Annotated in this window: 19 protein-coding genes; 8 read left to right on the forward strand and 11 right to left on the reverse strand. The window is 71.6% G+C overall.

Features of this window, described 5'->3' with window-relative positions; genetic code table 11:
• The 6 genes from HD597_RS54610 to HD597_RS54635 form a co-directional block, all read right to left on the reverse strand.
• Positions 1-432 (reverse strand): NfeD family protein, encoded by a 432-nt coding sequence (locus HD597_RS54610; protein WP_185100436.1) that lies wholly within the window; start codon positions 430-432, stop codon positions 1-3.
• Between the two features lie 74 nt (positions 433-506).
• Positions 507-1,697: a L,D-transpeptidase gene (locus tag HD597_RS54615; protein WP_253755983.1), complete on the reverse strand. Its 1,191-nt coding sequence runs from the start codon at positions 1,695-1,697 to the stop codon at positions 507-509.
• A 73-nt stretch (positions 1,698-1,770) separates the two neighbouring features.
• Entirely contained in the window at positions 1,771-2,874 is a 1,104-nt protein-coding gene (fahA, locus tag HD597_RS54620; protein ID WP_253755985.1) for a fumarylacetoacetase, read from the reverse strand.
• Entirely contained in the window at positions 2,871-3,629 is a 759-nt protein-coding gene (locus HD597_RS54625) for a hypothetical protein (protein ID WP_253755987.1), read from the reverse strand. The genes fahA and HD597_RS54625 overlap by 4 nt, the downstream gene beginning before the upstream one ends.
• On the reverse strand, positions 3,626-4,798 hold the full coding sequence (locus HD597_RS54630; RefSeq protein ID WP_253755988.1) for a homogentisate 1,2-dioxygenase: 1,173 nt from the start codon (positions 4,796-4,798) through the stop codon (positions 3,626-3,628). The genes HD597_RS54625 and HD597_RS54630 overlap by 4 nt, the downstream gene beginning before the upstream one ends.
• Before the next feature lie 82 nt (positions 4,799-4,880).
• Entirely contained in the window at positions 4,881-5,510 is a 630-nt protein-coding gene (locus HD597_RS54635; protein ID WP_253755990.1) for an IclR family transcriptional regulator, read from the reverse strand.
• A gap of 143 nt (positions 5,511-5,653) precedes the next feature.
• Here HD597_RS54635 and HD597_RS54640 point away from each other — a divergent pair, with 143 nt between their 5' ends.
• The 3 genes from HD597_RS54640 (at position 5,654) to HD597_RS54650 (ending at position 7,927) form a co-directional block, all read left to right on the forward strand.
• Positions 5,654-6,211, forward strand: a complete 558-nt coding sequence (locus HD597_RS54640) for a hypothetical protein (RefSeq protein ID WP_253755992.1) — start codon at positions 5,654-5,656, stop codon at positions 6,209-6,211.
• A gap of 40 nt (positions 6,212-6,251) precedes the next feature.
• Positions 6,252-7,367 carry an NAD(P)/FAD-dependent oxidoreductase gene (locus tag HD597_RS54645; protein WP_253755994.1) on the forward strand — a complete coding sequence of 372 codons (1,116 nt, stop codon included), beginning with the start codon at positions 6,252-6,254 and terminating at the stop codon, positions 7,365-7,367.
• A gap of 95 nt (positions 7,368-7,462) precedes the next feature.
• A complete protein-coding gene (locus tag HD597_RS54650; protein WP_253755996.1) occupies positions 7,463-7,927 on the forward strand; it encodes a hypothetical protein in 465 nt (154 codons plus the stop codon).
• Here the strand turns inward: HD597_RS54650 and HD597_RS54655 are convergent.
• Complete coding sequence (locus HD597_RS54655; RefSeq protein WP_253755998.1) at positions 7,909-9,165, reverse strand: MFS transporter; 1,257 nt, start codon at positions 9,163-9,165, stop codon at positions 7,909-7,911. The genes HD597_RS54650 and HD597_RS54655 overlap by 19 nt on opposite strands.
• Positions 9,166-9,349: 184 nt before the next feature.
• On the opposite strand from HD597_RS54655, the gene HD597_RS54660 reads away from it, so the two are divergent.
• The 5 genes from HD597_RS54660 (at position 9,350) to HD597_RS54680 (ending at position 17,610) form a co-directional block, all read left to right on the forward strand.
• Complete coding sequence (locus HD597_RS54660; protein WP_253756000.1) at positions 9,350-11,020, forward strand: fatty acyl-AMP ligase; 1,671 nt, start codon at positions 9,350-9,352, stop codon at positions 11,018-11,020.
• A complete protein-coding gene (locus HD597_RS54665; RefSeq protein ID WP_253756002.1) occupies positions 11,013-13,514 on the forward strand; it encodes an MMPL family transporter in 2,502 nt (833 codons plus the stop codon). Before HD597_RS54660 ends, HD597_RS54665 begins: the two co-directional genes overlap by 8 nt.
• Positions 13,511-14,896 (forward strand): MFS transporter, encoded by a 1,386-nt coding sequence (locus HD597_RS54670; protein ID WP_253756004.1) that lies wholly within the window; start codon positions 13,511-13,513, stop codon positions 14,894-14,896. The genes HD597_RS54665 and HD597_RS54670 overlap by 4 nt, the downstream gene beginning before the upstream one ends.
• A gap of 61 nt (positions 14,897-14,957) precedes the next feature.
• Positions 14,958-16,259: a glycosyltransferase gene (locus tag HD597_RS54675; protein WP_253756006.1), complete on the forward strand. Its 1,302-nt coding sequence runs from the start codon at positions 14,958-14,960 to the stop codon at positions 16,257-16,259.
• Between the two features lie 52 nt (positions 16,260-16,311).
• A complete protein-coding gene (locus tag HD597_RS54680; protein WP_253756008.1) occupies positions 16,312-17,610 on the forward strand; it encodes a hypothetical protein in 1,299 nt (432 codons plus the stop codon).
• A gap of 61 nt (positions 17,611-17,671) precedes the next feature.
• Here HD597_RS54680 and HD597_RS54685 read toward each other — a convergent pair whose 3' ends face one another.
• The 4 genes from HD597_RS54685 to HD597_RS54700 all read right to left on the reverse strand — a co-directional run bounded on the left by HD597_RS54685 (position 17,672) and on the right by HD597_RS54700 (position 22,069).
• The gene (locus HD597_RS54685) at positions 17,672-19,012 is read right to left on the reverse strand and encodes an ABC transporter substrate-binding protein (RefSeq protein ID WP_253756010.1); all 1,341 of its coding nucleotides are present in this window, start codon (positions 19,010-19,012) and stop codon (positions 17,672-17,674) included.
• 32 nt (positions 19,013-19,044) lie between these two features.
• A complete protein-coding gene (locus tag HD597_RS54690) occupies positions 19,045-19,923 on the reverse strand; it encodes a carbohydrate ABC transporter permease (protein WP_253756012.1) in 879 nt (292 codons plus the stop codon).
• On the reverse strand, positions 19,923-20,825 hold the full coding sequence (locus HD597_RS54695; RefSeq protein ID WP_253756014.1) for a carbohydrate ABC transporter permease: 903 nt from the start codon (positions 20,823-20,825) through the stop codon (positions 19,923-19,925). Before HD597_RS54695 ends, HD597_RS54690 begins: the two co-directional genes overlap by 1 nt.
• A gap of 89 nt (positions 20,826-20,914) precedes the next feature.
• The gene (locus HD597_RS54700) at positions 20,915-22,069 is read right to left on the reverse strand and encodes an ROK family transcriptional regulator (protein ID WP_253756016.1); all 1,155 of its coding nucleotides are present in this window, start codon (positions 22,067-22,069) and stop codon (positions 20,915-20,917) included.
• Positions 22,070-22,185: the final 116 nt, after the last annotated feature.

A 22,185-nucleotide genomic window follows, 5' to 3' on the forward strand; every position in this document is an offset into this window, starting at 1 on the left:
TTACTCCCGGGGATATACGAGGGCTGTCGCCCCTTCGATCTCGATGATGTCGACCGTCGCTCCTGTGGGGATCACCAGCGTCTCGTCGTAGGCGCGCGCCGACCATTCCTCGCCCCCGATGCGCACGCGCCCGTCACGGCCCGTCACTTCGGCCACGACGTACGCGGGTTTACCGACGAGCGCTTCCACACCGAACCGCTGCAGCGGCGGCTGGTTGATATGACGCATCGCGATCGGCCTGAGCACCAGCAGGCCGGCCGCGGAGGACACCGCGAAGAAGATCAACTGCAGGGGCACGGGCAGGCCGAGGGCGGCGGTGGCGGCGGTCAGCAGCGCCGCGGCGCCCAGCAGGCCGAGTGAAGCCGTGAGCGTGAATATTTCGGCCACGCCGAGGACGACTGCGAGGATTACCCAGATGATCCATTCATCCATGTCCTGGCCCTCCTGATGAGACAACGGGCCTGTGTCCGCGTGTGGTTCCTCCTTCCTCTACCGTAATCCTGATATCAGCGCTGCGGCACCCTCTCACCTGGGCCGTCGATTTCCCGCAGCGCGCTTCCCTGCCGCCATTTCTCCCACGGGAGTTGCCAGAAACCCCATCCGTTGTCCCATTCCAGGGGGCGGTCGGTGCCCGTGATCGTGACCGGGTCGCCGCGCAGCGACGTGGCGTAGAACCAGGCCGCCTGATCCGGCCGGGCGTTGACGCAGCCGTGACTGACGTTGGACCGGCCCTGGGCCCACAGGTTGTCCTTGGCGTGCACGTATTCGCCGCTGTTGGAGATGCGCACGGCGTGGTCGATCATCAGGTCGTAGAAGCCGGGATCGCCCTTCTGGCGGCCGGGGGAGATCATGCGCACCGGATTTCCCTTGTCCATGGTCAGATGAATGCCGCTGGTCGTGGTGTATTCGGTGGTGGTGGCCATGCCGGCGCTGATGGCCATGCGCTGGGCGACCCTGCCGTCGCGCAGGACGACCATCTGGTGCGTCCGGGTGTCGATGGTGCTGGTCTGCCTGCGGCCGACGGTGAAGGCGAAGGTGGAGTCGGTGCCGCCGTAGAGGCCGTCGCCCGCGCGCACGCCCGCCAGGTGCGCCGTGACCGTGACCTGCTGCCTGGCCGACCACGGCCGCCGGGTGCGGTAGATCACCTGCGTGTCGCTGGTCCACCGCCAGGCGCCTTCCACCGGCGCCTGCGCCCGCACCTCCAGCGCCCGCTCCACGGCCGCCTTCTCCTCGACGGGCGCGTCGAAGTCGATGATGATCGGCATGCCCACGCCGACCGTCTCGCCGGGCAACGGCGCGGTGGCGGCCACCTGGAACGTCCTGGCGGCGGTGCGGGTGCGGACGCGGCCCATCGCGACCGTGGCGGGCGCGCCCTCGCGGGTGGCGGTGGCGGTCACGGTGTACTCGGCCCCGGGGCGGAGCGTCCAGTCGGTGCGCCACGTCGTGCGCGCGTCGTCGAGCCGGCCGGGCACCGGCTCGCCGCCCTCGTAGACCAGCACCTGGGTGAGCGTGCCGCCCTGTGCCCTGATCACCAGGCCGCGATCGGTCCGGGCGCGCTTGGAGTCGAACGGCGGCCAGACCTGCACGACGGGCGGCGCCGCGGGCGGCCCGGCCGCGCCGGAACCGCAACCGCCGACCAGGAGCAGACACCCACAGACCAGGAGAAAGGCGACACAAAGCGTCGCGGCATGCCGCATGTGACTCCTGCTTTCCGAGGGAAGGGGTGATCCCAGGGTAGCGGTGAGTCACCGTGCAAGCACACCGAGTCAGCTATCCGACGGTTCCGGAAACTTCGCCCAATGTCAGCCCGGCGGCGGTGGCCCGGATCGTCACCGTGTCGCCGTCCTGGAGGAACGTGCGCGTCTCGCCGCCCGGCAGCTTGATCGGCTCGGTGCCGTTCCAGGTCAGCTCGATGAGCGAGCCGCGCTGGCCCGGCTCGGGGCCCGAGATCGTGCCGCTGGCGAACAGGTCACCGGTCCGCAGCGAGGCCCCGTTCACCGTCATGTGCGCGAGCATCTGGTCGGGCGTCCAGTACATGGCCGAGTACGGCGGTCGCGCCACGACCTCGCCGTTGAGCAGGATCTCCAGCTCGATGTCCAGGCCCCAGTCGCCCTGCCTGCGCAGGTACGCGGCCGGCTTGGGGTCCTGGGCCCTGCCGGGGATCCTGGGCAGCGCCTCCAGCGGCGTGACCCAGGGCGAGACCGACGTGGCGAACGACTTGGCCAGGAACGGTCCCAGCGGCACGTACTCCCACGCCTGGATGTCCCGCGCGCTCCAGTCGTTGACCAGCGTCACCCCGAACACGTGGTCCTCGAACGCCCCCGCGGGCGAGCCCATCGAGGTCGGCACGCCCACCACGAAGCCCAGCTCCGCCTCGACGTCGAGCTTCCGGCACGGCCCGAACGTCCCGGCCCCGAGCTGGCCCTCGGGGCGCTTGACCGGCGTGCCCGACACCACGACCGTGCCCGACCTGCCGTGGTAGCCGACGGGCAGGTGCCGCCAGTTGGGCTGCAGCGGCTCGGAGCCCGGGCGGAAGATCTTGCCGATGTTGCTCGCGTGGTCGATCGAGCAGTAGAAGTCGACGTAGTCGGCCACCTCGAACGGCAGGTGCAGCCGCACCTGGTCCAGCGGGATCAGGTGCCGCTCGGTGACGGACCGGTCGGTGGTGAGCTTGTTCCTGATCAACGCCCTCGTGTCGTGCCACGCGGCGCGGCCCCTGGCCATGAACGGGTTGAGCGAGGGGGCGGCGAAGACCTCGTCGTGCAGGGCGGAGGCCAGGTCGAGGACCTTGTCGCCGTACCGGACGCCGACCCTGGGCTCCCGCCCTGGGCAGGAGAAGACCCCGTACGGCAGGTTGTCCACACCCCAGCTCATGAGATCAGCCCCAGCGTGCGCAGGTCCTCGATGGGCGTGCTGGTGCTGCACGACCCGTAGCTCACCATCAGCTCGCGTGCCCGCCGGGCGGTGTCCTCCTGGACGGAGGTCGCCATCCGGACGAGCTGGCCGACGTCGGTCGTGCGCAGCACGGGCGACGGGTCGCGGCCCTCCACGGCCTCGCAGACGCCCAGCAGCAGGTTCAGGAAGCCGTGCCGGTCGACGCCGAGCGAGGGGTCGAAGTGGCGGACGGCGTGGTGCAGCCCGGCCGAGGCCTTGAACGGGATGCCGTTCTCCACGCAGGACCTGATGAACTGCCCCAGGTGCTCCACGGGCGGGAACGCGTCGGCCGTCGTGCCGCCGCAGCGCACCTTCAGCCCGACGCCGTCGGGCACGTCCACGGCCATCTTGCGCGGGGCCACCTCGGCGAACAGCCGCACGCCGTCGCGCAGCCCGAGCTGCCCGGCCAGCTCCTCGACGGAGGTGTCGGGCGGCAGCCGCGTCTCGACGTAGTCGACCGGCAGGTCGCCCCAGTCGGGCAGCGTGCTGGTGTCGGCGATGAGCCCGATCCTGCGCGGCCGGTAGTCCATGCCGCGCAGCCGCTCCAGGCGGCTGGCCGGGCAGAGGAAGCGGTGGGTGAGGACGTCGTTGCCCTGCTCCAGGTCGCGCCGGTTGCGGGCCAGGGCCTCGTCCATGTGCAGGGACGTCGGCGGGAACAGGCCCGCGTCGTCCACGAGTGCGGTGTAAAGGTTCATCGTGCCCAGGTCCAGGCGTATCCGGGGTCCTCGCAGGACAGCGCGCCCTGGCCGAGGTCGAGCGGGCGGAACGTGTCCACCATGACGGCCACCTCGCTGGTCGTCGTGACGCCGCGCGAGACGGCGTCGATCACCGCCTCCACCGCTCCCGGCTGCGGCCCGTGCGTGAAGCCGGCCGGGTGCAGCGAGATCGAGCCGACGTCGATGCCGGAGCCCGCGCGGGCCGAGTAGTCGCCGCCGACGTAGAACATGAACTCGTCGGAGTCCACGTTGTGATGGTTGTACGGGATCGGCACGGCCTCCGGGTGGTAGTCGAGCGGCCGCGGGCAGAACGAGCACACCACGAACCCCGGCCCCTCGAACGTCTGGTGCACCGGCGGCGGCGCGTGCGTCTTCTTCACGATCGGCTCGAAGTCCTCGATGTTGAACGCGAAGGGATAGAGGTAGCCGTCCCAGCCCACCACGTCGAACGGGTGGTTGCGGTAGACGAGCCTGGTCAGCCCGCCGCGCGTGCGCACCAGGACCGGCACCTCCTCGCCCTCGACGACGAACGGCTCGGATGGGGCGCGCAGGTCGCGCTCGCAGTAGGGCGCGTGCTCCAGGAACTGGCCGTACTGCGACAGGTAGCGCCTGGGCGGCCTGATGTGCCCGGCCGCCTCGATGGCCAGCACGTTCGCCGGGCCGCCCTGCGGCACCCAGCGATGGATGGTGCCGGTCGGGATCACCACGTAGTCGCCCTCGGCGGCCTCGATCACGCCGTACGTGGACTCGAAGCGCGCCCGCCCGCGCTGGACGTAGACGCACTCGTCGCCCATGGAGTTGCGGTAGAGCTCGCTGGGCTGGTCGCTGGTCGCGTACGACAACCGGACGTCACTGTTGCCCGCCAGCGTGATCCGGCCGGCGACCAGGTCGCCGGCGCCGGCCAGGTCCTGCGTGCGGAAGTGGCGCGGCGAGAGCGGCAGGTTGGGCTCGAGCCGTGTCTCCACGGCCGGTGTGACCGCCTCGGCCTTGATGATCGCGGTCGGCAGGTGGCGGTGGTAGAGCAGCGACGAGTCGGACGAGAAGCCCTCCTCGCCCATCAGCTCCTCCGCGTATAGACCGCCGTCAGGCCGCCTGAACTGGGTGTGCCGCTTGCGCGGCACCTCTCCCACGACCCGGTAGTACGGCATCGGCCCCTCCATGCTGCCTGTCCGACTATCGGACGAACGTGTCCTCTATATGTAACTACCGTCCGCTATCGGAGAGGAGATGTCAACCCAGGGCGGCGGCCAGCTCCGCGGCGGCGGCCACCACGCGCGACCCCGTGCTCTCCTCCAGCGGCCCGAACGTCACCACCCCCACCGACGCCTCCAGCCACGGGAGCCCGGTCACGGGCGCGGCGACGCCTCGCGCGCCCTCCTGCAACTGCCCCTCCGTCACGAAGTAGTCGTGCCGCCCCTCCCGTAGGGCGAGAATCGCCTGCCCCGCCGCGCCCTTGGCCAGCGGATGGCGCGAGCCCTCGCGGTAGGCCACGTGCATCTTCGTCCAGGACGGCTCCACCACCGCGACGGCCAGCCCGTCGTCGCCCTCGGCCACGGTCAGGTGCGCGGTCGCGCCCACCTGCTCGGCCAGCCGCCGCAACGTCGGCACCGCCGCCGCACGCAGCAGCGGCTGCACGGCCTGGGCCAGCGCCAGCACCCCGAACCCGAGATGCACCCGCCCCTCGGCGTCCCTGCGCACGAAACCCTCGCCCAGCAGCGTGGTGAGCAGCCGGTACACCACCGGGCGGCTCAGCGACAGCTCCGCGCTCAGCTCGGTCGGCGTGCGCCCGCCCTTGCCGTCGGCGAGCAGTCTGAGCAGGCGGAGCCCGCGCTCCAGGGTCTGAGCTGATTCAGCGGCCATGCGACCGATTATGTAGCGACGTTCCGCTGTGAAGGGGCCGGTGAAGGGGGTACGTAACCGCGTAGAAGAGCCGGGGGGTAATGATGCGGCAAAGGTGGGTTCTCCTGCTTGCCGGGCTGGCGATGTGCGCCCTTTCGCCTGCCATGCCTTCGCTCACCACCCCCATGGTCCAGGTGTCGCGCGAGTCGCCGGCCGACGAGAGCCTGGTGGAGAGCACGTTCTACGTCACCGTGGGCATAGAGGTCAGCCAGTGGCTGCTGCCCGTGGCCAAGGGCGTCACCTTCCGCCCCGCCTACCTCGCGGTCGGCGTCAAGGTCGACCAGGGCGGCCGCCTGTACGGCAAGCCGCAGCGCTCCGGCACGTTCGTCGCCACCGTGCAGATCTGCACCGGGCCGGCGTGCCGCGCGCAGGACGTCACGCTCGTGGTGCTGGCCAACGTGCCGTGGGAGCCGCGCGAGCTGACCTTCCCCGGCAAGGCGGGCACGGCGCTGAACGGCGAGATCGGCATCAATGGAGGCCCCGCCGGGGTGGTGCCCACCTTCACCGTGACCGACCACGACAAGGTGCCCGAGGGCGTGAGCATCGGCCCCGACGGCCACGTGGGCGGCGTCCCCGCCGCGCCCGGAATCTCCGAGGTGCCGGTGCGCGTCTGCGTGGCGGGCAACTGCGCGGGCGTGGTCGTCAGGCTCATCATCGTCTGAAGTCTTGTGGCGGAGCCGGGTTTGCGGTCACGGTGGTCTCATGAAATCGGTCATTGTGGTCGGAGCAGGCATTTGGGGGTCGTCGCTGGCCTTGCGGCTGGCCGAAACCGGCTGGCGGGTGACGCTGGTCGAGCAGCACCGGCCGGGGCACGTACGGCAGGCCAGCGCGGGCGAGACGCGGCTGCTGCGCTGCGCGCACGGGACCGACGACTGGTACGCCCGCCGTGCGTGGGAGGCCAGGGACGGCTGGCGGCGGCTCGGCGAGCGGGCGGGGGAGGAGCTCTACCTGGAGGCCGGGATGTTGTGGTTCGCCAGGACCCCTGACGGGTGGGAGCACGCCAGCGCCCAGGTGCTGAAAGGCCTGGACATCGAGTGTCGGCAGCTCGACCCGGACGACGGCGCCAGGTTCTTCCCCGACTTCAGCGGCGACGGCCTCAGTTTCCTGCTCTGGGAGCCGAACGCGGGCGTGATCAGGGCCAGGCGGGCCACCCAGGTGACCGCCGGCCTGGCGGCGTACGCCGGGGTCCGGCTGGTCAGGGCGCGGGCGCTGCCCGTTCCGGGGGAGAGCGCGGTCCTGGTCGACGGCGAGGTGCACCGCGCCGACCGGGTGGTGTGGGCGTGCGGCGCCTGGCTGCCCCAGCTCTTCGACGGGCTGCCGATCACCGTGTCCAAGCAGGACACGCTGCACTTCGCGGTGCCGCTCGCCTGGTCGGTGCCCGAGACGCCGGCCTGGGTCGACTACGACGCCTCCGCCTACGGGCACGGCGACGTGGACGGGGTGGGCATGAAGGCCACCTCCGACGCGGAGGGGCGGCCGTACGAGCCCGAGCACGGCAGCCGCGCGGTCGACGCGGACAGCGTCGAGCGGGCCGCGAGCTACCTGGGCCGCAGGTTCCCCGCGCTGGCGCAGGCGCCGGTGCTGTTCAGCCAGGTCTGCCAGTACGCGCTCACGCCGGACGCCGAGTGGCTGCTCGCCGAGACCGCGCCCGGCGTGTGGCTGCTGGGCGGGGACTCGGGGCACGGGTTCAAGCACGCGCCGGCGCTGGCCGGATACGTGGCGGGCGTGCTGGACGGTGAACACGCGCCGGACGAGCGCTTCGGGCTGCGCGAGCGGGTCCCTACCCGCGGCCTGCGGACAAGCGGCCAGGTGGGGTAGGGCGCGCCCCACCGGAACTCGGGGGACGGCGGGCATGATTCGGACAGGGTGCTCGACGGAGACTGCGGTATCACCACATATCCGGAGGTTCCGTCATGAGCACCACCACCACCGCCGTCAGGACCGAGACGACCCCGCCCGTCGTGCACACCGCCGCCATGTTGTGGTTGTCGGCCGTCGCGTTCGGCGCGTTCGAGGCCGTGCTGATGATCGGCAGGCTGCTGTACGAGGGCACGCCGGTGCTCGGCCTGCTTCCGCAGGCCGGGTTCCGGCTGGCCGTGTTCGCCGGGGCGGTGTTCCTGGCGCTGAAGCTGAAGGGCGGCGCGAACTGGGCCCGCTGGACGCTGGCCGGCACGCTCGGCGTGTTCGGCACGGTCTCGCTGGTGAAGGAGCCGGTGGAGTGGCTGCTCGCGGGCGGCTCGATCGCCGGGGCCGTGGCCGGGGCCGACGCGATGACGTGGGCCTTCGCGGCCAGCCGGATCCTGCACGTGCTGGCCGTGCTGGGGGCCCTGGTGCTGATGTTCCAGCCCAGGGCCAACGCCTACTTCAGGTCGGCGTGAGCGGCGGCCCGCGGCTCCGGCGCGCGCAGGTTGCGCACCCCGGGTGACAGCAGCGCGGCCAGCGTGGAGATCACCACGATGACCGCGCAGCCGAGCAGCGACTCCTCGGTGCCGAACCAGCCCGCCGCGGGCCCGGCCAGCAGCAGCCCGATCGGGCCGAACATCATCGAGCCGAGGATGTCGTACGAGCTGACCCGCGACAGCGACTCCGCCGGGATCTCGCGCTGCATCGTGGTCTGCCACAACACGCCGAACACGTCGAAGCACACGCCGAACACGAACGCCCCCGCGACGATCACCCAGAGCGGCGCGTCCAGGCCGAGCAGCAGGTACGGCAGCGCGGTCGGCAGGCAGAGCAGCACCCCCACCAGGATCGGGCGGCTCGGGCGCAGCCGCAACGAGATCAGCACCCCGGCGATCGTCCCGACCGCCTCCCCGGCCAGGAAACCCGACCAGGCCAGCGGGCCGCCCAGGCTCTCCTTGGCCAGCAGCGGGCCGAGCACACCGTGGGCGGCCTGGATGGCCATCACCATCAGCGAGAACTGCGCGACCACCACCCAGATCCACTGCCGCGAGCTGAACTCCCGCCAGCCGTCGCGCAGGTCGGCCAGCACCGAGTGGGTCTCGCCCCGCTGCCGGTCGCCCGGCTCCAGCCGCAGCAGCGCGATCAGCAGGCCTGCCACGGCGAACATGGCGCCGCTCATCACCAGCGCCCAGCCACCGCCGACCAGCACCACCATGCCGCCGCCGAGCACCGCGCCCGCGACCCGCGAGGCGTTGGCGCCCAGCCCGAGCAGCGCGTTGCCGGTCTGCAGCTTCTCCAGCGGGACGACCTCGGGGATGATCCCGGTCAGTGCCGGGAACGTGACCGCCGTCGCCACCCCGGCCAGCGCCGACGCCGCGATCAGCGCGGCCGGCGGGGTCCAGCCGGTGAGCAGCATCGCCCCCAGGCAGAAGAACCCGGTCGCCATGAGGAACTCGCCCGCCATCATCACCCGGTGGCGCGGCAGCCGGTCCGCGATCACGCCGCCGACCAGCATGAACAGGATCATGGGCAGCGCCTCGGCGGTGAGCACCGCCGACAGTGTGGAGGCGTCGGCGCCGGGCAGGCCGAGGATGCCGAACGCCAGGGCGACGGGGGCGAACGCGCTGCCCAGCACGGAGATCGTGCGTGCTGACAGCAGGAGCGCGAAGCGACGGTCCCTGAGCAGGCCGAGATCGCCTAGATTGCCGTGCATTTGCGCAAACCCCCTGAAAGCAGCCAAACTCCGTCATTCTGCCGCAACGAATGCGCTGTGTCGTCTGCTTATTCATTGTCACTTCGGCAACAAGACCGGGCGCGGATTGTGCCGGTGCCGGGCAAGAATCGCGCCTGCTTCTCCCGTAATTTGCTAGGTCCTGCTCACGGTGAGGGGACCAGGCATGCGCGAGACGCTGATCGCACAGGTGGCCCGGTGGGCCCGGGAGATCCCGCAGGCGCCCGCGTACACGTTCCTCGACCACCTCGGGGGCGGCACGCGGCACTCGCTCACCTGGGCGCGCGCCGACCTCAAAGCCAGGGCGCTGGCCGTGCGGCTGCGCGAGCTGGCGGGGCCCGGCGACCGCGTGGCGGTGCTCGTGCCGCAGGGGCTGGACTACGTGGTGGCGATGCTGGGTGCGATGTACGCCCGGCTCGTCGCGGTGCCGCTGTTCGCGCCCGGGCTGCCGGGGCACGGCGAGCGGCTGGCCGGGGCGTACGCCGACGCCGATCCCATGATCGTGCTGACCACGACCCCCGCGCTGCCCGGCGTCACCGGCTTCCTGGCCACCGCCCACGCCCCCAAGCACGTGCTCGCCGTGGACACCGTCTCCGACCTGCTCGCCGACGAGTGGGAGCCCGAGCCCGCCGGGCCCGGCGACCTGGCCTACCTGCAGTACACCTCCGGCTCCACCCGCACGCCCGCCGGGGTGGAGATCACCCACGGGAACCTCGCCGCCAACGCCACCCAGCTCTGGGAGCTGTTCCGGGCCAGGCCAAGGACCTCGGTCGCGGCGCTGTGGCTGCCGCTCTTCCACGACATGGGCCTGGTCGCCACCGTCGCGATGCCGATGATGGGCGGCAACCAGGCGGCGTTCATGGACCCGGTGGCGTTCGTCATGCGGCCGGTGCGGTGGTTGCGGCTGCTGTCGGAGTTCGAGGACGTCTTCACCGCCGGGCCCAACTTCGCCTACGAGTACACCGCCGCCCGCGTCACCCCCGAGGAGAAGGCCGGCCTGGACCTGTCCGGGGTGCGGGTCATGCTGAACGGCGCGGAGCCGGTGCGGCCGGGGGCGATCGAGGCGTTCGACGCGGCGTTCGCCGGGTGCGGGCTGCGGCCCGAGGCGCACACGCCCGCGTACGGGCTGGCCGAGGCCACCGTCTTCGTCACCGCCACCGGGCGGGACGAGCGGCCGGTGGCGACCGTCTTCGACCGCGACGCGCTGCGGGACGGGCGCGCGGTGCCCGCCGTCGAGGGGTCCCGCCTGGTGTCGTGCGGCCGTCCCCACGGGCAGCGGGTGCGCATCGTCGGGCCGTCCGGGCGGGCCCTTCCCGACGGCGAGGTGGGGGAGATCTGGGTGCAGGGGCCGAACGTGGCGCGCGCCTACTGGCGGGATCCGGCCCGCAGCGCGGAGGTGTTCGGGGCGGTGCTGGAGGGGGCGGACGGGACCTGGCTGCGCACCGGGGACCTGGGGGTGTCGCACGACGGGCGGCTGTACGTCACCGGGAGGATCAAGGACCTGGTCATCGTGGACGGGCGCAACCACTACCCGCAGGACATCGAGGCCACCGTGCAGGAGGCGCATCCGGCGGTGCGACGGGACCGCGTGGCGGCCTTCTCCCTGACCCGGGACGAGGGAGAGCGGCTGGTCGTGGTGGCCGAGCGCTCGCGGGCCGGGGAGTCCGCCGACGCGGAGGAGGTCGTGCGGGCGGTACGGGCCGCCGTCCGGAAATTTCACGATCTAGCGGTGCACGATTTCGTGCTGACCGGAGCCGGGACCGTGCCGAGGACGTCGAGCGGCAAGATCGCCCGCCGTGCCACCCTCCAGGCGTACGTGGAGGGTCTGTTTGTTTGAGTCGGCGGGCCGTCTGGTCTACCGCAGCCGGTGGACCCTGCTGGCGCTGACCCTGGCCGCCGCCGTCCTCGTCGCGCCGCTCGGCCTGGAGCTGTTCGGCCGGATGGCCGACGGCGGCTTCGAGGACCCGCGCGCCGACTCCACCACCGCCGCCCGCTGGAACGACGACTGGTACGGCGGCCACGCCCCCGACGTCGTCGTCCTCTACCGGCATCCCTCGGTCAAGGCGCGCGACGCCCGCTACAAGGCGGCCGTGCACGACTCGCTGCGGGAGCTGCCGGGCCGGCACGTGCGGGCGATGGCCACGTACTGGACGACCGGGTCCAGGAAGATGGTCTCCGAGGACGGGCACTCGACGTACGCGATCGTCACCCTCAAGGGCGACGAGCCACGCGCCTACGCCGCCATCGCCGACCGGCTCAGGGACGTCGACAACCTCCACGTGTCGGTCGGCGGCTCCGTCCCCCTCCTCGGCGAGCTCAACGACCAGACCGCCGCCGACCTCGCCCGCGCCGAGGCCATCTCCCTGCCCGTGCTGCTGGTGCTGCTCGTCGTCGTCTTCGGCAGCCTCGTGGCCGCCGGGCTGCCACTGGTCGTGGGGCTGCTCGCGGTGCTCGGCGCGCTGGTGCTGCTGCGGCTGCTCACCTCCGTCACCGAGGTGTCGGTCTTCTCGCTGAACGTCGTCACCATGCTCGGGCTCGGCCTGGCCATCGACTACTCGCTGTTCGTGCTCAAGGCGTTCAGGGAGGAGATCGCCCGCGGGGCCACGAACGAGCAGGCCGTGGTGCGGACCATGGCCACGGCGGGGCGCACCGTGGCCTTCTCCGGGCTGACCGTCGCCACGGCGCTGCTGGGGCTGCTGATGTTCCCGCAGATGTTCCTGCGCTCGATCGGGCTCGGCGCCGCCGCCGTGGTGCTCGTCGCGGTGGGGGCCGCGCTCATCGTGCTGCCCGCCGTGCTCGGCGTCCTGGGGCCGCGCGTGAACGCCCTGCGCATCACGCCCGACTTCGGGCCGCGCCGGGAGGGCGGGCTGTGGCACTCCGTCGCCTCCAGCGTGATGCGCCGGCCCGTGCTGTACCTGGTGGCGGTGAGCGTGGTGCTGGCCGGGCTGGCGGTGCCGTTCCTGCACGTCAAGTTCGGGAACGTGGACCACCGGGTGCTCCCGGCCGCCTCCGAGAGCCGCCGCGTCGCCGAGACCCTCGACCGGGACTTCGCCCGCAACGCCATGGCCGCGATCGACGTGCACGTCCTGGTCGAGCGCTCGTTCACCGAAGCGCCGCCGCTGCGCGGGCCGCTCGGGCAGGGGCACACGCCGATCAGCGCCGTCACCCCCGTGAGCCCCGTGGACGTCCGGCCGCTGGTGCGGCGGCTGGAGCGGCTGCCCGGCGTCACGGACGTCGAGGTGGCGGGGTTGTCGCAGGACAACGGGGCTGTGCGGCTGGCCGTGCGGTACGCCTCCGACCCGATGTCGGACGAGGCCAGAGCCCTCGTCCGGTCGATCCGAGCCCTCTCGCCCGAGCCGAACGTGCGGCGGGTCGTGGTCGGCGGGCCCACCGCGGCACAACTGGACCTCCAGGACAGCCTGGTCGCCACGCTGCCGTGGATGGCGCTGGTGGTCTGCTCGGTCACGGCCGTGCTGCTGTTCGCCGCGTTCGGGTCGCTGGTGCTGCCCGTCAAGGCGCTGCTGATGAACGTGCTGTCCATCGGGGCGTCCTTCGGCGTCATCGTGTGGGCCTTCCAGGACGGCCACCTGGCCGCCGCCCTGAACTTCACCTCCACCGGGTCCATCGAGGCGACCGTCACCGTGCTCATCCTGGCCGTGGTGTTCGGGCTGTCCATGGACTACGAGCTGTTCCTGCTGTCGCGGGTGCGGGCGGAGTGGGTGCGTACGGGGGACAACACCGCCGCCGTGGCCGCCGGGTTGCAGCAGACGGGCGGGGTGATCACCAGTGCGGCGCTGCTGCTGCTGGTCGTGATCGGGGCCTTCTCGACGGCCGGGATCACGATCGTGAAGCTGCTCGGGGTGGGGATGTTCGTGGCGATCGTGGTGGACGCGACGCTGGTGCGGGCGTTGCTGGTGCCTGCTTCGATGCGGTTGATGGGCGGGGCGAACTGGTGGTTGCCACGGTCGTGGCGCGCGTTCCACCGCCGCATCGAGCTCCGCGAAGCCGCCCCGTCCCCAGCCCTTGCCCCCGCCCCCGCTCCTGCCCTCCCGGCTTTGAAATCGACACCCGCACCAGCATCCACGCCGACGTCCGCGGCCGTGCCACCCGCGGTGACCGTGAACGGGCGGTCGGCCGTCTTCGGGGCGGACACCGATCCCGTGCCGCTCCCCGCGCCGCCGCGGCCCGCCGCGCCCGGTGGACGTACAGCGGCGAAGGAGGGCGAGCAGCCGGAGCGGAAGGCGGGGTGGGTGCGGGTGGCGGACAGGCGTGCCCGGGAGGTCCGGGCGCTGCCGGGCGGCGGGTGGACGTGGGTGGAGGTGGACGAATGAGCCTGACCGTCACCGGGGCGCGGCGGCGACCGGCCAGGGTCTGGGCGCTGTACCTCGTCACGGGCCTGGCCGGCTTCATGACCACGCTGGACAACACGGTCGTCACCGTCGCGGTCCCGAGCATCCAGCGCGACCTCGGCGCGGGCCTGGCCGCCCTGGAGTGGGTGGCGACCGGGTACATCCTGACGTTCGCGGGCCTCATGCTCGCCGGCGGGCGGCTGGCCGACGTCCACGGGCATCGGCGGGTGCTGCTGGCGGGGCTGGCGGCGTTCACGGTGGCCTCGCTCGGCGCGGGCCTGTCCGGCTCCGTCGGGGTGCTGGTCGCGGCCCGGCTGGCGCAGGGGGCCGGGGCGGCGTTGACCCTGCCCGCGACGCTGGCCGTGCTGGCGGGGCGGGAGGAGCGGCAGCGTTCCATGGGGGTGGCCGTGTGGATGGCCTCGGGGGCGGCGGCGCTGGCGCTCGGGCCGGTGGCAGGCGGTTACCTCAGCGAGCACGCGCACTGGAGCTGGGTGTTCCTGGCCAACGTGCCCCTCGGCGTCGTGATCATGGCGTTGGTCGCCGTGGCCGTCCCGGGAGGCGCGGGCGACCCCGGCCGCCTTCGTGGCCGTGCGGCCGGTGGGCGGGAGCTGGACGTGGCCGGGGTGGTGGCGTCGGTGGTGTTCCTGGCGGCCGGGACGTTCGCGTTGATCCATGGTGGGGCGCACGGGTGGGCGTCGCCCGCCGTCGTGGTGGCGGTGCTCGTGTGCGCGAGCGGCGTGGCGGCGTTCGTGGTGGCCGAGCGGCGGGCCCGCGAGCCGATGGTGGAGCTGGGGCTGTTCCGGGTGCGGAGCTTCGCGGGCGGGGTGGCGGCGCAGGTGCTCTGGGGGCTCGGGGTGAACGGGGTGTTCTTCTATACGGCGATCTTTCTGCAGGGGGTGCTCGGGTTCACGCCGACGGACGCCGGGATGGCGTTCGTGCCGCTGGCGCTGCTGGTCGTGATCGTCACGCCGGTCGTGCCGCTGGTCGAGCGGCGGATCGGGGCCGGGCGGACGGTGGCCGCCGGGCTCGTGCTGGTGGCCGGCGGGATGGCGCTGGCCGGGACGCTGGAGGCGGGGGACGGGTGGGGGCGGCTGCTGCCTGCCGTGTGCGCCATCGGGGTGGGGTCGGCGCTGACCATGCCGCTGGGGTCGGCGGTGCTGGGCGCCGTGCCGGAGGCGAGGGCGGGGGTGGCGGGCGGGATCTTCTCCGTGAGTCGCGAAATTTCGGGACTCTTCGGGATTGCGGCCGTAGGAGTGATCGTGCACGCCGCGGGTGATTTCGCCACCGGGTACGCGGTCGGGCTGCTGGTGGCGGCCGGGCTGGTGCTGGCCGGGGCGTTGATCAGCCTGGTGTCCCTCCCATGAGGGCGTGGCCGCTGCCCCGGGAGGCGGGAGGGCACGCGAGGGTGGCGAGGACGGTGCGCACGTGAGGGTGGCGGTGCTGGGGCTCGGGTCGCGAGGGGACGTGCAGCCGTGCGCGGCGCTCGCCCGCGAGCTGGCCACGCGCGGCCATGCGGTCACGCTGGTCGCGCCCGCTCGCTACGCCGGGCTCGCCCGCCACGGCACCGAGAACGCCGTTGCGGCCGAGCCCGGCGAGCGGCAGGTCGCGTCGGCGGTGCCCGGGGTGGTGTTCGCCGCATTGGGCGTGGATCCGCGGGCGGTCGTGGAGAGCGAGGAGGGGCGGCGGTGGCTGGGGAGCGGCCCGCTGGGGTTCGTGCGCGGGTTCAGAACCGTGGTCGAGCCGCTGGCCACCACGCTGGTCAAGGAGGTGGACGCCGCCTGCGCGGACGCGGACCTGGTGCTCGCCCCCGCCCTGGGCGCCTTCGGCCGGCACCTGCACGACCGGTACGGCACCCCGTACCGGATCCTGCACTTCCAGCCCAGCGAGCCGACCCGCGAGTTCCCCAACCCGCTGATCCCCCGAGCGACCCTGGGCCCGCTGGGGAACCGGGCCAGTTACGCGGTGATCGAGCGGCTCGGCTGGGTGGTGCTCGGCCGCATGGTGAACCGGCTGCGGTCGAGCGTCCTGGGCCTGGGGCCGCTGCGCGGGAGCCCGTTCGCGGCGGACCGGCGGGCGCGGGTGCCGGTGTGGTGCGGGGTGAGCCCGCTCGTCGTGCCCAGACCTGCGGACTGGCCCGGGCACGTGCATCTGACCGGCTACTGGCGGCTGCCGGCCGCGGGAACGGACAGCGGCATCGAGGACTTCCTGGCCGCGGGAACGGACAGCGGCATCGAGGACTTCCTGGAGGCGGGGCCGGCGCCGGTGTTCGTAGGGTTCGGGAGCATGGTGCCTGACGAGGGCGAGCGCGTGGCGGCCGAGGTGGCCGGGGCGCTGCGGCGGGCGCGGATGCGGGGCGTCGTGCAGGGGCTGCCGGTGGCCGGGGACGACGACCTGAGGGTGGTGGGGGAGGTGGCGCACGAGCGGCTGTTCCCGCGGATGGCGGCCGTCGTGCACCACGGCGGCGCCGGGACCACGGGCACGGCGCTGACGGCGGGGGTGCCGAACGTGGTCTGCCCGTTCTTCTCCGATCAGCCGTTCTGGGGCAGGCGGGTGGCGGCGCTGGGAGCGGGGCCGCGGCCGTTGCCCGTGACCGAGCTGACCAGGGACGAGCTGGCGGCGCGGCTGATCGCCGCAGGTGAATATCGGGAGAACGCCGCACGACTGGGACGGCTACTACGTGTTGAGCATGGCGTGAAGAACGCCGCGGATCTCATTGATCGTCCTTGATCGTCCGGATATTGTTCATATGCCCACGATCACCCCCTGGAAGTCAGGTGTCATGAGACGGCGGCTACGGCAGGTCTTCATCATCGGTCTCACCCTCTCGCTGCTCGGCATCGGGGTCCCCGCCTATTCGGAGGACGACGACAGGAACTGCAACGACGAGCTGCCCCCGGGCACCCCGTCGTACGTGGTGTGCACCTGGCTGAACACGCCGGAAGAGGCCCTCGACACCGCGCTGTTCTGGCTCGGCAACGACGGCGAGAACATGGAGAACGCCGCCCCCATCCCGCCGATCATGATCGACTGCGGCGAGGAGGGCAACGAGTGCCCGACCGACGCCGAGGGCGACGGCCAGCTCCACGACGTCGACTCGCCTGACGTGCCGGGCGCCGAGGACGGCGGCACGCCGGAGTGCCAGAACGGCGAGCAGTGCTACGTCGACCCGAACGCGATCACCGCCGCCGAGAAGACCGCCGCCCAGGCCACCCCGGCCGGCCAGGCCACGCAGACCATGGCCCAGACCCAGACCACCATGCGGGTCTGGATCGAGACCGAGCTCGCCGACGACTACAAGGCCGGCAAGCTCACCGAGGCCGCCAAGAGGATCGCCGCGCTGGTCGCCACGCAGCCCGGGGTCGTGGGCGTCAGGTTCACCTCGCAGCTCGGCCACAACCAGACCTTCGCCACGGCGGACGAGCTGGACAAGTTCGTCTCCGAGACCACGACCGCCCTGCGCACGCTGCTGCCGGGCAAGAAGCTGGCCGCGCACACGGTGGTGCCGGTGCTCGGCTGCGGCGCGGACCAGGCCTGCACGGCCGAGCTGACCAAGAAGTACCCGCTGCTCGACCCCGAGCGCATCGGCGCCTGGCTGAGCAAGGGCTACCTCGACCAGCTCGCCCTCGACAGCGGTCACTTCGCCACCGAGTACGCGACCTGGAAGATCGACGCCACCGCCGCCCAGCGCAACCAGTGGGCCCAGGTCCAGGCCCGCGCCTGGGACGCCTACGCGCAGATCGCCGCCGAGGACGCCTCGTTCGCCGCCGCCGGCTCGTCCGCGCTGAACGAGCAGCAGGTCACCAAGGCGATCGCCGAGCGGATCGCCGCGCCGCTGCGCGAGGACGCCGCCGAGACCGTCACGCTGTGGTCGCGCTGGCAGAACGACCAGGGGCAGGTCAGCCGCGTGTACGGCGAGAAGTGGGCCGCCAACACCACGTGGGAGCAGCTCAAGAAGCTCGGCACGATCAAGCCGCGCCTGGCCACCGTCTACGACCCGGCCCACCCCGAGGTGGACCTGGCGACGGACCTGAAGAACCTGTCGGAGGTCTTCGGCCAGGTGTACCTGCACACCTCCTGACCCCGGAACCGCGAAAAGGGCCGGGCGCCGCCTGAGTGGCGGCGCCCGGCCCTCGCGTCGCTCAGCCGAAGTAACCGTTCACGGTGGCGTTCGCCTGGTCGAGCGAGTTGATGTCCGCCTTGAAGGAGAAGATCGCGTCCATCGTCTCCGTCATCGTCGCGGTGATGTCGGCCCAGTGCTCGGCGATCGGAGCCAGGTGCGTGGTGCCCTCCTCGACGTGCATGGTGAACGGCTTGACGTCGATCCCGGCGTCCTTGAACGCCTGTTCCGCCTTCACCGTGGCCGTCTTGATCGCCGGGAAGACGATCGCCTCCTTGGCCACGATCTCCTCCTGGCACGCCGGCGAGCCGAGGAACTTCACCCACGCCCATGCCGCGTCGGGGCCGTCGGTTGAGGCGGAGATGTTGTCGGCCAGGCCGTTGAAGAGGCTGGCCCGCTTACCCGTCGGCCCGATCGGGGTGGGCGCGAGGGCCGACTTGACGCCCTTCAGGTTCCAGTACGTCTTGGTGTTCCAGCTCCCCTCGGTGACCATCGCGTACTTGCCCGCCCCGTACGCGTCGATCTGCCCGACACCGGAGCTGGCGATGTCCATGGTCGGCATGTACCCCTTGTCGATGAGCGAGGTGAACCACTTGATGGTCTCCTTGAACTTGGGGTCGGCGTAGTTGAACTTGCTCGGCCACGGGTTCTGGTCGCCGTACTGCCACCCGTTGCTCATCGCGTACTGGCTCCACTCGGTCTGCCCGAAGCCCGCCCCGCTGCCGGCCAGGCCGAGGCCGTAGGTGGCGACGCTCTTCTTGTCGAAGCCGGGCTCGTCGCCGCGCTTGCCGTTCTTGTCCACGGTGAGGCGGGCGATCATCTTCTCGTACGTGCCGCCGTCCTGCGGATTCCAGCTGAGCTCGGCCATCTCCTCGGGCTTGACGCCGGCTTCCTTCAGCTTGTCGGTGTTGTAGATCACCGCCACGGTGTCGAAGTCCTTGGGCAGCCCGTACCGCTTGCCGTCCTTGGCGACCCACAGGTCGGCCAGGCCGTCCTGGTAGATCGACAGGTCCACCTTGTCCTTGGTGACGTTCTCGTCGAGGGGCTGGATCTGGCCCTGGGCGGCGAGCTCGGGGTAGCGCGACAGGTGGCCGACGAACACGTCGGGGGCGGTGCCGGAGACGAAGGCGGTGGTCAGCGTGTTCCAGTAGTCGTCCCAGCCGTACTGGGTGATCTTGACGGTGTAGTTCGGGTTCGCCTTGTGGAAGGCGTCGGCGCAGGCCTGGTACTGGGGCTGCTGGGCGGTGTCCCAGAGCCAGTAGTCGATGGTGACGGGCCCGGCGGCCGCCTGCGGCTCCTCCTGGGCGCCGCATCCGGCCAGCAGCAGCACCGCCGCGCCCGTGACGGCAAGACAACGCTTCATCACAACAACCTTCCGTGGTGGGGGGACGGCGCTCACTTGACGCCGGTGTAGCCGATGGAGTCGATGACGCGGCGGCCGAGCAGGGCGAACAGCACCATGATCGGCAACGCGGCGAAGAGGGTGGCGGCCATGAGGCCGGCCCAGTCGGGGCTGCCCTGCGGCGTCTGGGAGCGGAAGATGCCGAGCGCCACCGTGAGCACCCGGACGTTCTCCGCCTTGCCGACCAGCAGCGGCCAGAAGTAGTCGTTCCAGCTGGTGATGTAGGTGAGGATGGCCAGCGTGGCGATGGGCCCGCGGCTCATGGGCAGCACGATGCGGAAGAACGTGCGCACGTGCCCGGCGCCGTCGATGCGCGCGGCCTCCTCCACGCTCGCGTTGATGCCGAGGAAGAACTGCCGCAGGAAGAACACCGCGAACGGCGTCATGAGCAGGTGCGGCAGCACGATCCCGAGGAAGGTGTTGAGCAGCCCCAGCTCCTTGATCAGCACGAAGTTGGGCAGCGTGGTGAAGATCGGCGGCACCATGAGCGCGGTGACGAAGAGCGTGAAGACGGCGTTCCTGCCGGGCCAGCGCAGCCGCGCGAAGGCGTAGGCGGCCAGCGCGCCGAAGAAGACCTGCCCGGCCGTGGTGACCGTGGAGACGACGATCGAGTTGCGCAGGTAGAGCCAGAAGTTGACGGTGCCGCTCGACCCGCCCTCCGCCACCGCCTCCGCGGTGCTCGACAGGCCGAGCACCCGGCGGTAGGCGCCGAGCGTGAAGTCCACGGGCAGCAGGTCGGCGGCCCCCGCGGCCAGCGCGCGGGTGTTGGAGAAGGACGTGCGCAACATCCAGTAGAACGGGAACAGCGTCACCAGCATGACCAGCACGAGCACGGCCCAGCCCGCCACCCTGCCCCATCGGATCCGGGCCATCACGAACTCCTCAGATCGGACTCACCGGCGCGGGAGAGGCGTAGCTGGAGGTAGGCGACCCCGGCGAGCAGCACGAACAGCACGGACGACAGCGCGGCGGCGTAGCCGAAGTTGAACCGGTTGAACGCCAGGTCGTAGATGTAGAAGTAGATGACCCTGGTGGCGTTGATCGGCCCGCCGGCCGTGGTGACCGCGATCGTGTCGAAGACCTGGAAGGAGCCGATCACGCTGAGCACCATGACCAGCGCCATCACCGGCCGCAGCAGCGGCAGCGTGACCCGCCAGAAGGTGCGCCACTCCGAGGCCCCGTCGATGGCGGCGGCCTCGTACACGCTGGGCGGGATCATCTGCAGCCCGGCGAAGATGAGCAGCGCGGTGTAGCCCATGTGTCGCCAGGTGTTGATCCCCGCGATGGTGGGGATGGCCAGGTCGGAGCCGAAGAACGCGACCCGGTCGAAGCCCAGCCATTCGATGATGTTGTTGACCACGCCGAGCTGGAAGTCCAGCATCCAGAACCACAGCAGGGCCACGATCACGTTGGCGACGAGGTAGGGCAGCAGCACGATCCCGCGCACCAGCATGGACTTCGTCAGCCGGTACAACAGGACGGCCAGCAGCATGGAGATCACTGTCTGGGAGACGATGTTGAGCACCACGTACTCGGCGGTGACCTTCAGCGCGTTCCAGAACAGGCGGTCGCCGAACAGCTTCTCGTAGTTCTCCAGCCCGATGAAACGGGGCGGCGTGAGGACGTTGTACCTGGTCAGGCTCAGATACGCGCCCCTTATGGCGGGCCAGAGGTAGAAGAGCGCGAAGCCGATCGCGGCGGGGAGGACGAACAGGACGGCGACGGGCAGGTCACCGAGTCGGCGTCGGAAGGGGGGTGGGGGAGTCCTGGGCACTGTCCCGGGCACTGTTCCGGATGGGGTGCGGGGGGCGGCGCGGACGGTATCACTGGTCAACTGACCTCCTAGTGCCCGCCGGCGGTTGTTCAGCGGTGCAACAGCAGATGCTGGAGAGCGGTCACGGCCGCTCCCCTGGCCCACTCGTTGAAGGCGAAGGGCTTGACGGCGACCCGTACGGGGCCGGCCGTCCAGTGCGTGTGGGCGGCGAGAGCGGTGTGGAACGCTTCCGCGCACACGTCGTACATGTGGACCGACTCGCCGGACAGGACGACGAGCTCGGGCCCGGTGATGTTGGCGACGGTGGCGACGACCTGGCCGAGTGCGGCGCCGGCCTCGTCGAGCACGCGGCGGGCGACGGGGTGGCCGTCGGCCGCCAGCGCCAGGCAGTCGTCGAAGGTGAGCTCGGGCCGGTCGATCGTGGTGGCGATCGAGCGGCGGATGGAGGGGGAGGAGGCGTACGCGCGGGCGCAGCCGCGGTGGCCCCGCTCGCACAGCGGGCCGCGGTCGTCGATCTGCAGGTGGCCCACCAGCCCGGTGGCGCCGGATCGCCCGGTGACCAGCCGGTCGCCGATGACGAGCCCGCAGCCGAGGCCCGCTCCAACGGTGACCAGCGCGAACGACGAGCGCCCCACGCCCTCGCCGAACCACTGCTGGACGGCCGTCAGCGCCCGCACGTCGTTGTCCAGCACGGTCGGCACGTTCACGGCCCGCTCGACCAGGTCGGCCAGCGGTAGCTGGCTCCAGCCGAGGAACGGCGAGGTGTGCACGACGGGGTCGCTCGGCGTGGCGGTGCCGGCCAGGCTGATGCCGACGGCCGACAGGGGCCGCTCGGGCACCGTCAGCTCCTCGACCGCCTCGACGATCCGGCCGAGCACGTGGTCGATGTCGTGGTCGGCGAGCGGCCTGGACGTCTCCCCGTGCACGGTGGCCGCCAGGTCGGTGCGTACGGCGAACAGCTCGTCCTCGGTGAGCTTGATGCCGACGAACGACATGCGCGAGGCGTCCACCTGCAGCGGCTGCGAGGGCCGCCCGACGGTCGCCGGGCCCTCCTCGCCGGTGGCCTCCAGCAGGTAGCCCGCCTCGATGAGCGGCCTGGTCAGCTTGGTCAGCGCGGACGGCGACAGGGTCAGCCGCCGCGCCACCTCCGCCCTCGACAGGGGGCCGTGCACGAGCAGTTCGACGAACACGGAGCGCGTGGCGTCGGTGAGCCGCACAGGGTCCGTGGCGGTGTGTGAGAACACGGGGCCATGGTTGGGGGTATTTGTTCCCGTTGTCAAGTAAAGCGGTGGCGTGGATCACAGGAAGACCACCTTTGTGGCGCTCTTTCATTGACCTGGTGCATTAAAGCGGGTTAGTC

Source organism: Nonomuraea thailandensis (genome assembly GCF_024172165.1).
Classification (GTDB): domain Bacteria; phylum Actinomycetota; class Actinomycetes; order Streptosporangiales; family Streptosporangiaceae; genus Nonomuraea; species Nonomuraea thailandensis.

Excerpts from the sequence above, each read along its gene's own strand:
- HD597_RS54610 (WP_185100436.1), bottom strand. The coding sequence starts at position 432 with ATGGATGAATGGATCATCTGGGTAATCCTCGCAGTCGTCCTCGGCGTG.
- HD597_RS54615 (WP_253755983.1), bottom strand. The coding sequence starts at position 1,697 with ATGCGGCATGCCGCGACGCTTTGTGTCGCCTTTCTCCTGGTCTGTGGG.
- fahA (WP_253755985.1), bottom strand. The coding sequence starts at position 2,874 with ATGAGCTGGGGTGTGGACAACCTGCCGTACGGGGTCTTCTCCTGCCCA.
- HD597_RS54625 (WP_253755987.1), bottom strand. The coding sequence starts at position 3,629 with ATGAACCTTTACACCGCACTCGTGGACGACGCGGGCCTGTTCCCGCCG.
- HD597_RS54630 (WP_253755988.1), bottom strand. The coding sequence starts at position 4,798 with ATGCCGTACTACCGGGTCGTGGGAGAGGTGCCGCGCAAGCGGCACACC.
- HD597_RS54635 (WP_253755990.1), bottom strand. The coding sequence starts at position 5,510 with ATGGCCGCTGAATCAGCTCAGACCCTGGAGCGCGGGCTCCGCCTGCTC.
- HD597_RS54640 (WP_253755992.1), top strand. The coding sequence starts at position 5,654 with ATGCCTTCGCTCACCACCCCCATGGTCCAGGTGTCGCGCGAGTCGCCG.
- HD597_RS54645 (WP_253755994.1), top strand. The coding sequence starts at position 6,252 with ATGAAATCGGTCATTGTGGTCGGAGCAGGCATTTGGGGGTCGTCGCTG.
- HD597_RS54650 (WP_253755996.1), top strand. The coding sequence starts at position 7,463 with ATGAGCACCACCACCACCGCCGTCAGGACCGAGACGACCCCGCCCGTC.
- HD597_RS54655 (WP_253755998.1), bottom strand. The coding sequence starts at position 9,165 with ATGCACGGCAATCTAGGCGATCTCGGCCTGCTCAGGGACCGTCGCTTC.
- HD597_RS54660 (WP_253756000.1), top strand. The coding sequence starts at position 9,350 with ATGCGCGAGACGCTGATCGCACAGGTGGCCCGGTGGGCCCGGGAGATC.
- HD597_RS54670 (WP_253756004.1), top strand. The coding sequence starts at position 13,511 with ATGAGCCTGACCGTCACCGGGGCGCGGCGGCGACCGGCCAGGGTCTGG.
- HD597_RS54680 (WP_253756008.1), top strand. The coding sequence starts at position 16,312 with ATGAGACGGCGGCTACGGCAGGTCTTCATCATCGGTCTCACCCTCTCG.
- HD597_RS54685 (WP_253756010.1), bottom strand. The coding sequence starts at position 19,012 with ATGAAGCGTTGTCTTGCCGTCACGGGCGCGGCGGTGCTGCTGCTGGCC.
- HD597_RS54690 (WP_253756012.1), bottom strand. The coding sequence starts at position 19,923 with ATGGCCCGGATCCGATGGGGCAGGGTGGCGGGCTGGGCCGTGCTCGTG.